A 15,263-nucleotide genomic window follows, 5' to 3' on the forward strand; every position below is an offset into this window, starting at 1 on the left:
CAAATTTTTAACTAAATTTTTAATCTCCTCCGCCTAAGGCTTTGGCAGCTTTGAATATCTGCTGCGTTAGCTGACAAACATTAGCCTCGCCAATTACCTGCGAATACCGCATTCCTACCCGATCCCATGCGTCCGATATTTCCGGTTGTATGGCTTCTCCTTCGGCAGTTGGGTAAATCAGGGTCTTCTTTCCTTCTGACTCTCTACGAACGAGTCGTTTCTGTTCCAGTTTCTCTACCAAACGCGTAATGGTCGATGGCGTCAGGCAGAGGGTTTCGCTCAATTCTGATGGTGTAACACCGGGCTGAGCGACAACTTCACACAACATGTATGCATGCGAGTAACACAATCCAAATCGGCCAAATTCTTCATCGCCAATTGCCGTAATGGCCCGCGACAACGCATTGGCTGAGAAAAGCAGACAGGCACTATACCGCGATGTTGACTTATCGGTTTGAGCTGCTACAATTGTTGCTACGTTATCCATTGATTTGATTACCGTAAGATGGATACAAAGGTATAAATGATATTTGTATGTGCAAACAAAAATTTAAAAATTTGCATAAGGCAGCGGGATAAGGGCGGGGGGTAAAGTTGCTTAGTACCCCATGCCCTTACCCCGCTGCCTTATGCTTACCTACTTTCTCGGAAGATGCACTTCGGTCATCATGCAGCGGGCTGAGCCACCGCCATTACTTTCAATAGTTGACAAATTGAAGTGGACAAGGCTAGCGTAATCGTCTAACTGGTCAATTTGTTTGGGTGTGAGTGATTCAAACGCGCGAGTCGACATCACTAGCAGTTTTTGTCCTTTTTTGGATTTAACCATCAACATGTTTCCGGCAAACTTGGCCATTTGATCCAGCGAAATGTCGATGACTCGTTTGCCTAGCTTTTCCAATTCCTGACGAATCATGAGTCGCTCGTCGGGGTCGCTGATGGCGGAAAGGCATACAACCGCAAACTGATCGGCAATACACATCACTACATTGGTGTGGTAGATGGCTTGTCCATTGGCATCAGCCGCCTTGAACGACACAGTCCGATAGCCCGTCTGACGGCCAAATTCAGCCACCACATCAGGATGTGTTCGGGGCGACAAACTGGCAAAAGCTACGCGGTTCATACGATCAAGAACAAGACTTCCTGTCCCTTCCAGGAACTTTCCTTCGTTTTCAAAGGGCGTAAGGTCAATCACACGGGCTACGTGAAAGCGCTTTGCCAGATCATCAATAATATCCTGCCGACGTTCGAGACGACGATTTTCAGCCTGCATAGGATAGAGTACAACCGTACCACTCGCATGAAACGACACCCAATTGTTCGGAAAAATTGAGTCTGGCGTATAAGGATCAGCGGTGTCTTCATAGATCATGATATCGACACCCATTGCCTGCAATTGCTTTGTCATTTCATCGAATTCACGCTGTGCATCTTCCTGGACAGTCTCTTTGGGTTTCGATGCTGCGTTGTGATCCTGAAATGCATTCGTCGCGGCTGTTTCGGTATTAAAACCAAACTGAACCGGACGGATCATCAAGACGCGGGAAGTAGCCTGTGATTGCATGAATTAGTATTCGTTTGTAAGTCAATTTGTTGCCGATACAGCTTGGCAACGTACTATTTTCTGGGAGCAAGTTAATACAATCCGGCTATTTGTTCAATGGATTTGGCTTTACGAATGCATTACCAATCCCCAATCGAACCCTTTACACATCTTCCCGTAACAATGGCAAACTCATACAGTGCGATCCACCCCGCGCCCGGCTCAACTCCGCAGAAGGAAGCATAATAAACGTATTTTCAATGGTTTCGGGCGACGATTCTCCCCTTTCGAAACGGTCGAGTAGCTTAGCCACACCAATTACCTCAAAACCAGCCGTTCGAAAAGCTTCAGCGGTCTTTTCATTTCGGTCGTATCCAATCACAACGCCATCTTTTAGTGCCAGCAGATTACACGAATCAGTCCATTGTTCACGAGCGCCGAACGGGAATTCGTTATTGCCTGAATAAATAAATTGTATGGGTTCAGTAGCGCCGAGGTCGTTTTTACTGATGTCAGTCAGCAGATCTTCGAGGTTTTCAATTTCGATGGGTTTGTGTTCCAGACCTTTGATAAACTGTAGTATTTTCAAATCTTCGGATACGTCGGTAGGAGCGAAAAAATGGATGACATCGCGTTTTTTGGCTTCGTCGCCTGTGCGGGCCAAAGCACCCAAAAGTACCCATACATTGCGTTTTACCTGAGTAAAAATCGTGTCGATGTGCATGTAATCCCGCTTTTTCGGGATCTTGATCACCGTGACGGTATCGACCAGATTTTTGGCAAATACAATCCGTATGACCTGCTGAGCCGCGTATAAAGTGGTTCGTTCGCTGACGCCAATGAGCAGATGACGTTTAGAAATCATCATCACATCACCACCTTCCAGTGTTGAGCGGGTTATATCCCGATTTGTGTCGGAATCCAACAATAAAAATGCGTGCTCATTATCCGGTATTTCAATGATTTTATCTCTGTAATCAGCGAAAAGCGGGTGATTAAAAAAGATATATTGGGTTAACAACGCTTCACGAGTACGGGCCAGTTTTGCCGGTTTGTTGAGCAGGATATGATCGTTGATAACAATACCAATGTCGCGCGTAAAAATAAAATTAGGCAGGGGTGCAAACAGCATGGTATAATCTGGCAACGAGCCCGAAATCATGATTTTCGCCAATTCAGCCGGATCATATTCATTTAGTTGTTGCTGCGTTCGGAACGAGGTTCGTTCGATTCCGCAAATAGCCGCAATTAACTGCGTACGTATGGTTTCATCGGCCAGAATATCGACCAGTAGCGACTGAATATCAATAACTTTATCAGACTTAAAATAGTCGGTATGGTCGGGTTTGAAAAAGCCCCGATCCGAGCCCGGAGCGAGCGCATTAATTTTCCCGCGCACCTTGTCGGGGTCCAGAAAATAGAGCAGCAATTTAACGTAGTAATCGTACTCATCCCGGCGCATCATGTCCAGATGCACAATATCTTCGAAGAGCCAGTCCTGTGCTTTAGACGGAACAACCTTGCCCAATCCGCGGTCGGGGCTATGGATCAATAATCGTTTAAGGGTGCCAATTTCGGATGAAACCTGAAGGCCAACAGGCGTTTTTGTTTGCTGATTAGTTTCGGTCATTGGTCAAGTAATTATTGTCGATCGTGTATTGCACTTCCCGAAAGATAGGGCGTCATCCATAGCAGGTCGGGTTTGCAAGGTACTCGTTTGGCTATAGAAATGAAATTAGCGCTTCACTCACATAAGGTGAAAAACATACGTAGTTATCGCTCAACTACAATCGATTTACGCACCTGCGCACAAATTTGAGTATCTACCTAATTCTTACGAACAGCTCTTTTTAGCTAGCATATATTAACTATTAACTAGTAAACGAATCGATTAACTATTCAGAATACACTATACGGTTACGTAAAAGATTTAAGTAGAATCTACTATCCAGTGGCACATTATTTGAGAAGGAAACAATAAGTACACAAACAAACTATTTATGGTACACTAAAATTCTGTTTTCTGCTAATTTTTAACCTATAAACAGTTATTTTTCAAATTATCGGAATTGTAAACAGTCGGAAGGCACATTTTTTGACCACCCATAGTCAAGTTGATTAGATGTGACTTGAATATGCCGACTTCTACCTCCAAAAAAAATCTTTGGCTTATACTTACCCTGATCGGGGTAATTGCCTGTTCATTGCCAAGTTTAGGCCAAACCATTTCCGGAACAGTCTTCCGGGACTTCAATAGTGATGGTGTTTACGCTACCATACCGACCTCTGGGACGTTCACTTATGGTGAACCAGGAATAGGCGGAGTCACAGTCACCGCCTATAATGCTGCCGGAGCGGTGGTTGCAACCACTGTCAGCAGTACACTCACGTCCTCACTGGGTAGCTATACCCTTACAGGAATAAGTAGTAGTACTGCAGTAGCCTATAGGGTGGAATTTACGAATTTACCGTCAGGCTATTTTGAGTCATTTAGAGGATCTCCAGGCGGAGCTTTTGTTGCCAGTCGGTCATCTGTCCGATTCACGACAGGAGGAATCCCTGTAGGAGCAACGGCCAACACACTCAACTTTGGTATTAATTATCCCACTGACTACTGTCAGGCAGTTCCTGATTTTGTTGTTCCCTGTTATGTAAATGGTAACCCAGCTGGAGCAGGTACATCCGCTACGGAACCTGTACTGGTCACTTTACCCTATACAGCTACCAGTGGTGTGGGAAATACACTACAGGAAACAACTGTAGCCACCAATGTTAATATTGGTACTGTATATGGTGTTGCTTATCAAAAAGTAGCTAAAACGATATTTACCTCGGCCTTCGTTAAGCGGCACTCAGGTTTGGGAACAGGTGGAGCAGGGGCTATTTACGTTTCTCGGCCTTCCGGCACTACTTATGTCAGCACCTTATTTACGTCACTAACTACGGCGACGACAGCTCAATCGAGTTCAGCCATATCGGGTACTACCACTGTTGGCACAAACACAGCCAGAGGGCTTCCCGCTAATACCATCACCCCGAACAATGATCCAACTGTTTTTGACCAGGTTGGTAAGGCAGGCCTGGGTGATCTAGAAATTTCGGACGATGGTACTGAATTATACACGGTCAATTTAAGTGACCGACGATTATATCGAATTCAGATTCTTAATCCGAATACAACGACACCAACAGCGGGTACCATTACCAGCTATGCTATAACGCTTCCTACATCGACGACAACAGGCAGTCGATATCGCCCTTTTGCCTTGAAATATTACCGGGGCAAAGTATACGTGGGTGGTGTACATACTAATGAAGCCGTATCCACGACCATTAGTTTGGGGACAGGGTCGACGGGTGGCTCTACACCTTTGGTTGTTCGGGATACCTCGGGCATGAAAGGGTATGTGTATGAGTTCGACCCAAGTAACGGGTCATTCACCCAAGTGCTGGTATTTCCACTTACGTATCGTAAAGGAGCAACTAATAACGACCAGACAGGGGTTAGCCGTGCCGATCGCTGGCTTCCCTGGATGAGCCAACACCCAGGAACCGGAACGATCCCTAACCGTTTAGCTCGTAATGATGGAACCACTAGTATTAATGCCAGCTATCCACAGCCGCTCTTGGCAGGGATTGAATTTGATGTAGATGGCTCTATGATTATTAGCATACGAGACCGCTTTGGCGACCAATATGGTAATGAAAACTATCCTCCTAGTGGTACAAGCCCTCTAATTAGAGCTATTGCGGCTGGGGATATTTTACGGGCCGGCAAATGTAACCCTGCTGTTAATCTGTGGACTCTCGAGAACAACGCCAGTGTTTGTGGTGGAGTAGCGACAGCGGGAGCTAGTACGACACAAGGGCCTGGTGGTGGTGAATATTATTATGGTGATGCAGTAGCGCCTGGAGACAACGGTGGCCCTGGAGGAACGTTTAGAGCATATCACCTGGAGATGAGCGAGGGTGGTCTGGCCTTGCGTCCTGGCTCTGGCGAAGTCGCTTCTATCGTTATGGACCCAACGTTCAATTATGACGCGGGTGGTATTCGTCGCTTTAATAATACAACGGGTTGGGGAAGCCCTGCTACCAGTGTACAGATCTACCAAAGTGGGGATATTTCTACATACGGAAAAGCGAACGGGCTGGGTGATCTGGAGTTAAGCTGTAATATAGCACCTGTTGAAATTGGTAACCGTGTCTGGCTCGATTCCAATAATAATGGGATGCAGGATGCTGACGAACCGGCTCTAGCAAACGTCGTTGTTACCTTATCAGGACCGGGACTGAGTTCTCCGGTTAGCGTAACCACCAATACGGCAGGTGAATATTATTTTTCCAATTCCACCGATGCGCTCCCATCAGTAACGAGTACGGCTCATAGTCTGACAGGTCTAGTTTCTGGCGCTACCTATACCCTAACATTCCCGACCAGCGTTACAACGAGCAATGCCTATATCAGCAGCAAACCTAATTCAGCTACTGGGGCCAACGCGGATAATATTGATACAGACGCCAGTATTAATGGTATTATTACTTTTACACTTGGTGAGGCCGGTGAAAACAACTTCTCTTTCGATGTAGGCTATGCCCCTTGTGCTCCACCTTCGCTAACGGCAATTGCCAGTAGCGCCAGTGTCTGTCAGGGAGCAACCGAAACGTTAATCGCTCAGGTTAGCCCGGCGGATAGCTATACATATGCCTGGAGTGCGCCAGCTGGTGTTGTTCTGACTGGGGCCAATACGGCGACGGCAACGACATCGAGTTTGACAGCAACGGGTACCCGAACGTTTACCGTAACGGTTAGCAGCAGCCCAATCTGTTCGACTACAGCAACGGTATCAATTGTTGTGAATGCCTTACCAACACCAGCTCTAACATCGGCTACGATCTGCGCCGGACAAACGGCAACATTAACGGCCAGTGGAGGAACTTCCTACACGTTCTCAGCAGCGGGTGGTAGCGGCAGTTCACTAATCGTAAGTCCCACAATCACGACGGTTTACACAGTCACGGCAGTTAATGCAAATGGTTGCAGGAGTACAACGCCAGGCAGTGCCACCGTTACGGTCAATCAATTACCGACGGTGACGTTATCGTCGGCTACGATCTGCGCCGGACAAACGGCCTCGATCAGTGCTACAGCTGGCTTGACGTCGTATACATTAACCTCATCGTTGGGTTCCGTTACCAACACCTCTGGTGTCTTCTCTGTAACACCAACTGCGAACACGTCCTTTACGGTGGTCGGTCGAAACAGCAGCGGCTGTTCAGCGACGGCAACGAATACAGTGGTGGTCAACCCAATTCCAGTAGCTTCAGCAACCAGCACAACAATTACCTGTACCAGTTCAGCTACGGTTAGTGGTACTTCCAGCCTGACAGGTTCTACATACGCCTGGTCTGGGCCAAGTGGTTTCAGTTCGTCTTCGCAAAACTTTACGACAACCACCGCGGGTACATACACACTAGTTGTTACCAGCAATGGCTGTAGCAGCACTGCCGTAACGACGACGGTACTGTCTAACACGGCCGCACCCACGGTATCGGTTAATAACCTAACCTTGACCTGTGCGCAACCAACGGGTACACTCTCCGCAACGGTTTCGAATGCGACTTCACCGACTTACTTATGGAGTACCGGCGAGACTACATCATCTATTACTGTAAGCGCGGCTATCCCCTACTCGGTGACGGTCACCTCCAGCAACGGTTGCCGGGCAACTACATCGACAACCGTACAATCAAATACTGCGGCACCATCATTTTCTGTTAATAGTCTGACACTGACCTGCTCGCAACCAACGGGTTCACTGACGGTCAATGCTGTAGGTGTTGGCTATCTGTGGAGCACGGGAGCGATTTCCCAATCGATTAGTGTGAGTGCGGCTGGTCCGTATTCAGTAACGGTTACTGCACCGAATGGCTGTACGTCTACGACCACTTCCAATGTCGTGTCGAATACACTGGCGCCAACGGTATCGGTCAACAGTCTAACGCTGACTTGTGCTCAGCCAACGGGCATCTTATCAGCAACGACCACCAATGCGACCAACCCTACTTACCTGTGGAGTACAGGTGCCACCACCTCAACCATTGCCGTAGGTAGTGCTATTCCTTATAGCGTGACGGTGACGTCAACCAACGGCTGTTTCGGAACGACCTCGACGACAGTTCAGTCTAACACGACCGTACCTGCCGTATCTGTAAACAGCTTAACATTAACCTGCGCGCAACCAACGGGTACGCTATCAGCAACGGCTACGAACGCAGTCAACCCTACTTATTTGTGGAGTACGGGCGCCATTACCTCAACCATTGCCGTAGGCAGTGCCGGACCCTATAGCGTGACGGTCACTTCCAGCAACGGTTGTCAAGCCACTACGTCTACTACAGTGCAATCAAGCACGGGTGTACCAACGGTATCGGTCAACAGTCTAACGTTGACCTGCGCTCAGCCAACGGGCATCTTATCAGCTACGGCCACTAATGCAACCAACCCTACTTATTTGTGGAGTACGGGCGCGACCACGTCGACGATTGCAGTAGGTAGTGCTGAGCCATACTCCGTGACAGTAGCCTCGTCGAATGGCTGTTTTGCAACGGCTTCCACTGTAGTGCAGTCTAACACAACTGCTCCAGCTGTCTCTGTCAATAGTTTAACATTGACGTGCGCACAAACAACGGGTACGCTTTCGGTCACCGCTACGAACGTCACTTCACCTACGTATCTATGGAGTACCGGTGCGATAACGGCTTCGACTAGTGTCAGTGCAGCGGGGGCCTACTCGGTAACGGTAACCTCAGCCAACGGCTGTTCAGCAACCACTAGTACCACCGTACAATCCAATACAACCGCGCCATCCGTGTCGGTCAACAGCTTGACGCTGACTTGCGCCCAACCAACGGCTACCTTATCGACTACCGTTACGAATGCCACCTCTCCAACGTATCTGTGGAGCAACGGCGCGACCACGTCAGCCATTTCTGTATCGGCATCGGGTCCCTATTCGGTAACGGTCACTTCAGCCAATGGCTGCCGAGCGACCACCTCAACCACTGTCCAGTCGAATACAACTGTACCGGCAGTGAGTGTAAACAGCTTAACATTGACGTGCGCCCAACCAACGGCTACTCTGTCCGCGACGGCGACCAACGCAACTAACCCCACCTATTTGTGGAGTAACGGAGCCACAACGGCATCGATCAGTGTAAGTGCGGCTGGACCGTACAGTGTGACGGTCACCTCAGCCAACGGTTGTGTCGCCACCACTTCCACGACGGTTCAGTCCAACACGACGGCACCAGCCGTATCGGTTAACAGTTTGACGCTGACTTGTGCGCAACCAACGGGTACGTTGTCAGCTACGACGACCAATGCGACCTCTCCAACTTACTTATGGAGCAATGGTGCGACAACGGCCTCCATTAGTGTCAGTGCAGCGGGACCCTATAGTGTGACAGTAACTTCGGCCAATGGCTGTTCAGCGACCACCTCAACCACTGTGCAGTCGAATACGACAGTACCAGCGGTAACTGTAAATAGCCTGACCTTGACTTGCGCTCAATCATCAGGCACGCTCTCAGCCACCGCTACGAACGTTACTTTACCTACTTACCTATGGAGTAATGGCGCAACCACAGCCTCCATTAGCGTGAGCGTGGCTGGACCGTATAGCGTGACGGTCACCTCAGCAAATGACTGCTTCGCAACGGCTAGCACGACAGTACAGTCGAACACAGCGATTCCAACGGCAACAATTTCGGGCAATACGACCATCTGCCAGGGTAGCCTAACTACACTGACAGCTTCGGGCGGCACCTCTTATACATGGAGCACTGGCCAGACTACGAGCAGCATCTCAGTTAGTGTTAGTAACACATACTCAGTGACTGTTGCCACGGCTAATGGCTGTAGCAGCACAACTTCAGTTGCAGTAACGGTTAATCCGCTCCCAACCATTGCGATGACCTCCGCTACGATTTGTGAAGGTCAATCCGCAACGCTGGTCGCTTCGGGTGGTACGTCGTATACATTCTCGACAGGACTTCAGAATACGAACGGTCAGCTGGTTGTTACGCCGGGTACGACAACAGTCTATTCCGTAACGGCCACTGATAGCAACGGTTGCATAGGTTCTACCTCTCCGACTACTTCAGGTACGGCAACCGTCAATTCATTACCGGCTGCCAATGTAACGGCTAGTTCGACGACTATATGCGCTGGCGCATCGGTTACACTGACAGCCAGTGGCGGTACATCATATAGCTTCTCGACCGGTTCGTCAAACAGTGATGGCGTGCTGGTAGTGAGTCCGTCGACGAATACGATCTACTCAGTAACAGTCGCTAATTCGAGTGGTTGCCTGAGTACCACAAGCATCACCGTAACGGTTAATCCGGCCGCAACAGCAACCTTTGGCTCAGCTACGATCTGTGCGGGTGAATCGGTTACGCTGGTCGCTTCGGGTGGTACGTCGTACACGTTCTCGACCGGACTTCAGAATACGACGGGTCTACTGCCTGTGACTCCAGGGACTACGGCTGCATACTCCGTAACGGTAGCGAATGCGAGCGGTTGTCAGACTACGTCAGCGTCGCCAGGAACGTCGGCTACGGTAACTGTCAATTCATTGCCAGTGGCAGCTATGACGGCTAGTTCGGCAACGATCTGCGCAGGTCAGTCGGCAACAATCACAGCTAGTGGTGGTACCTCGTACAGCTTCTCGACGGGTGAAGTAAATACGACGGGCATATTGGTTGTCAATCCAATGACTACAACGCCGTACTCCGTAACGATTGCAAATGCGACTGGTTGCGAAAGCAGTACGTCGATCACGATCAACGTGAATCCTGTACCAACCCCAGCCTTTACGTCTGCTACGATTTGCGCAGGTCAATCGGCAACGCTGACAGCCAGTGGCGGTACGTCATACACCTTCTCGACAGGTGATGTCAATACAACAGGTACGCTGGTAGTGGATCCAACGACGACCACGACGTATTCAGTAACAGTGGCTAATTCGAGCGGCTGCATCAGCACCACCACATCGACAGTGAAGGTGAATGATTTGCCAACGCTAACGTTATCATCGGAAACGATCTGCCAGGGTCTGACAACGACGCTGGTCGCTACCCCAGGTTTCGAAACCTACATCTTCTCGGCTGGTTTAACACAGATCGGAAGCTCTAATCAGGCATCAAGCTCAACGGCTGGCACGTACTCGGTAACAGCCATCACAGCAGACGGTTGTTCAGCAACAGCGATCGGTTCGATCACGATCAATACGAATCCAGTGGTTCAGCTCACGTCAGCTACGATCTGTACAGGTCAGTCAGCAACGCTGACCGCCACGGCAGGATATACGACCTATGTATTCTCAGCCGGATTAATTCAGATCGGTTCGTCGAACGCAGCCGTCGGAACAGTTGCGGGTACCTATAGCGTGACAGCTACTTCCGTTGGCTGTAGCGGAACAGGTGTTGGTTCGATTACGATTGCACCATACCCAACCGCAACATTAACCTCCGCTACGATCTGTGCAGGTGAATCGGTTACGCTGGTTGCTACGGGTGGTACGCTCTATACGTTCTCCAATGGCACTTCAAATACCACGGGTCTGTTAGAAGTGACGCCAACCATTACGACAACCTATTCCGTAACGGTAGCCAATGCGGCTGGCTGCGAAAGCACTACGATTGGTTCAGTTGTCGTCAACGATCTACCGATTGCCGAAATGACCTCAGCGACGATTTGCGTAGGTCAGTCGGCAACACTAACAGCAACAGGTGGTACCTCGTACAGCTTCTCGAATGGCACAAGTAACACAACGGGTCTGCTAGTTGTGGATCCGACGGCAACGACTCCGTACTCGGTAACGGTAGCTAATGCTAGTGGCTGTATCAGCACCGCGACAGGAACCGTGGCAGTCAATAGCCTGCCAATCGCGAACCTGACATCAGCGACTACCTGCGAAGGTCAATCCGTTACGCTAACGGCTTCAGGCGGCACGTCGTATGACTTCTCGACGGGTGATAGTAACCTGACGGGCCTACTCGTTGTAAGTCCAAATTCGACAACGGCTTATTCAGTGACGGTGACGACTGCCAGTGGTTGTGTGAGCACGACAACAGCGACGGTGATGGTGAATCCAATACCAACGATTGTGACGAGTGTATCCTGCAATGGCATTGCAACCTACACAGTTAACTTCACCGCTACAGCGGGAGCTTCTGTTTCGGCTTCGGCAGGTACATTGGCAGGTAACCAAATTACTGGAATCCCATCTGGCCAGATCGTGATGATTACGGTAACACTTAATGGATGTACGGAAACACAGCAAGTTTCTCAAAACTGTTCTTCCAATGCAGCAAGTCTGGGCAACTACGTCTGGAATGATCTGGATAAAGATGGTATTCAAGATGCTGGCGAACCACCCATTCAAGGAGTCACGGTTACATTGTATGTCAATGGCGTGGCCTCTCTGACCACAACAACAACGGACGCTACGGGTAGCTATTCCTTCACCGGATTGACACCAGGCAGCAGCATTAGTTATGCGGTAGGATTCACCACGCCAGCAGGTTACACAGCTACACTGGCCAATCAGGGAAGTGATGATGACGAGGACTCTGACGCCGATCCGATTACAGGCATTACTCAATCGGTAACACTGGCCAATGGTGAAGCCAACCTGTCGCTGGATGCAGGCTTCTATATCAAACCGGCTAGCATTGGTGACTATGTCTTCCAGGATAACAATAAAGATGGTATTCAGAATACAGGGGATACACCGCTGGAAGGCGTAACGGTAACACTGTATGTCAATGGAGTACCAACGTTAACGACGACGACCAATGCTTCTGGATTCTACTCCTTCACCGGACTAACTCCGGGCAGCAGCACAACGTACTCGGTTGGTTTCACGGCTCCATCAGGCTACACCGCTACCCTACCGAATCAGGGTGGCGATGATGAAAAGGACTCTGATTTTGATCCGATTACAGGCCGAACACAGTCATTCACACTGGCACCAGGTCAGGTTGACAATTCGATTGATGCAGGCTTCTATCCGCTGTCAGCTGGCCTGGGCAACTTCGTCTTCGAGGATGTGAATCACAACGGGCAGCAGGATACGGGTGAGCCGGGTATTCCGAACGTAACGGTGAGTCTGATTTCTTCAGGTACACTGGTTGCTTCTACGATAACCGATGCCAACGGCGCATACACCTTCCCCGGCTTGACGCCAGGTATACCGTACTCCGTGAGCTTTACAGCTCCGACCGGCTACTCAGCTACCTTGCAAAATACAGGCAGCGATGTAACTGACTCAGATGGCGATCCAGCAACAGGTCTAACCGGCGTGTATAGTCTGACAGCCAACGAGTACAATCCGACGGTCGACATGGGGTACTATCGACCTGCTTCCCTAGGTGACTATGTATTTGCTGATAGGAATAATAACGGCATCCAAGATGGACCAGATACTCCGTTGCAAGGAGTGATCGTCACGCTGATCAGTAATGGTACGGTAGTCGCTACTACGACCTCGGATGTGAATGGTGCTTACTCCTTCACTGGATTGACAACAGGTACCCCCTACTCGGTGAGCTTCACGGCACCAGCAAATTACACCGCGTCGACTCCGCTGTCAGGCACCAACAATGCGCTTGACTCAGATCCGATCAACGGTATCACCGCTTCGCTCACACTGGCTTCAGGCGAGAACAACACCACGATAGATGCGGGCTTCATTCCACCAACGGCCGGTCTGGGCAACTATGTCTGGAACGATGTTGACCACGATGGTATCCGCGATCCGAGTGAACCTGTACTGGCCGGTGTAACGGTAACGCTTTACATCAATGGAGTCGCTTCGATGACCACGACGACGGATGCAACGGGCTTCTACTCCTTCACCGGATTGACGCCGGGTAACAGCTTGAGCTATGCAGTTGGATTCTCCGCACCCAACGGATTTACAGCGACGATTCCAGGACAAGGGCCAGATGATACGCACAACTCAGATATCAATCTGAATACGGGTATTACGCAGCCAGTCTTCTTATCGCCAGGTGAGTTCAACAACGATCTGGGTGCTGGCTTCTACATCCCAACGGCCGGTCTGGGCAACTATGTCTTCGCTGACAATAACCAGAATGGTATTCAGGATGCGGGCGATACGCCAATTCAAGGAGTAACCGTGACCTTGCTGTCATCAGGTACGGTAGTCGCAACGACGATAACGGACGCTACGGGTAGCTATTCCTTCACTGGATTGACGCCGGGCACACCGTACTCAGTCAGCTTCACAACACCTGCTGGCTACTCGGCAACCCTACAGAACATCGCCAATGATGCTACCGATTCGGATGGCGATGCAACGGGTCTGACGGGTGTGTATAGCCTCACGGCGGATGAGTATAACTCAACGGTCGACATGGGATATTACCTGCTCACCCCGACCCTCAGTCTGGATAAATTTGTCAGCCGATCGAAAGCAGAGGTTGGCGAGATTCTGAGCTACACCGTTGTACTGGCCAACTCAGGCAATGCCATCGCGTCGAACATCGTAGTTCGGGATTCGAGTACAATTGGCTTAGCGTATGTAGCTAACTCGGCTTCGGCTCCGGCAGGTACAACCTTCACACAAGGCATCCCTGTCAGCACCTGGACCGTAGGCACGATCAATCCTGGACAAAGCTTAACGCTGACCTTCCAGGCCAAAGCGGATAGTACGGGTATCCTATACAATACGGCTACCATCCCTGGCGATACGGCTCGTGTTTGTACGTCGATTCCTGTACATATATGTGCCGGTACACCGTACACGTTCCAGTTGAGTGTTCCTGCCAGTCGATCCAGCTACCAGTGGTATAAAGATGGTATCGCAATACAGGGCGCAACCAGCAATACGCTGGATGTAAGTGCACCAGGTTCGTATAGTTTGAGCGTCGACAACGCCGTTGGTCTGTGTTCTGACTTTAGTTGCTGTCCGTTTATTGTTGTAGAGGATTCGGTGCCAAGCTTCACTGCGAAAGCCATACCGGCGACCTGTATTGGCAATACGGTACAGTCTAACGGGCAGCTTGTGTTGAGCGGATTCCAGGTGGGTAATACCTGTCAATTCTCGGAAGGCGCTACATTCAACCCAGCGACGGCTTCGCCAGTTGCAACGATCCCAGCGAATGGCGTCATCGCAAACAATCTGGGTACTCCAGCAGTCGCTCAGCCATACACGATTCGGGTTTACAATGCTTCGGGTTGTTACTCAGACGTTACCGTGTTGCTGCTGCCAACCATCTGCGGATGCGCTCCGGACATCTGCGTACCATTTGTGATTCAGCAGACCAAACGCCCGGCACGTATTGGTGATCCTCGCTAATCGCAGCATTAACTAAAGCAGAACCCCCACGGAATCGACTGATTTTGTGGGGGTTCTGCTTTAGCTGAACCATGAGTTCTGTATTTATTACTCAGCCCTCGAAGAGGATTGTTTACTAAAACGATTCTCTTTTTACTGATTTAATACATTCAACTTGTAATATTCATTTATTCGATAACAGTATATTATATGGCACACTATTTGAGCATACAATAGTTACAAAATTATCTATACAATAAAATTTACTCCGCATATAACTTTACCAATATACCGATTAGTAAGTACACCATCTTTAACAATTTATTACTGAAAGGCATTCTTTTTGTCAA

General features: G+C 49.5%; 4 protein-coding genes. 1 reads left to right on the forward strand and 3 read right to left on the reverse strand.

Going from position 1 to position 15,263, the window contains the following annotated elements; all coding sequences use genetic code 11:
* Positions 1–19: 19 nt before the first annotated feature.
* The 3 genes from ACYVE4_RS30250 to ACYVE4_RS30260 form a co-directional block, all read right to left on the reverse strand.
* Positions 20–487, reverse strand: a complete 468-nt coding sequence (locus ACYVE4_RS30250; protein ID WP_461044158.1) for a MarR family winged helix-turn-helix transcriptional regulator — start codon at positions 485–487, stop codon at positions 20–22.
* Positions 488–637: 150 nt separating this feature from the next.
* A complete protein-coding gene (gene ctlX / locus ACYVE4_RS30255) occupies positions 638–1,567 on the reverse strand; it encodes a citrulline utilization hydrolase CtlX (RefSeq protein ID WP_461044159.1) in 930 nt (309 codons plus the stop codon).
* Positions 1,568–1,709: 142 nt separating this feature from the next.
* Positions 1,710–3,176, reverse strand: coding sequence for an arginine deiminase family protein (locus ACYVE4_RS30260; RefSeq protein ID WP_461044160.1), 1,467 nt, complete (start codon positions 3,174–3,176; stop codon positions 1,710–1,712).
* 505 nt (positions 3,177–3,681) lie between these two features.
* Between ACYVE4_RS30260 and ACYVE4_RS30265 the strand changes: the two genes are divergently transcribed.
* Positions 3,682–14,934: an SdrD B-like domain-containing protein gene (locus ACYVE4_RS30265; RefSeq protein WP_461044161.1), complete on the forward strand. Its 11,253-nt coding sequence runs from the start codon at positions 3,682–3,684 to the stop codon at positions 14,932–14,934.
* Positions 14,935–15,263: the final 329 nt, after the last annotated feature.

The sequence above is a fragment of the Spirosoma harenae genome (assembly GCF_054776975.1).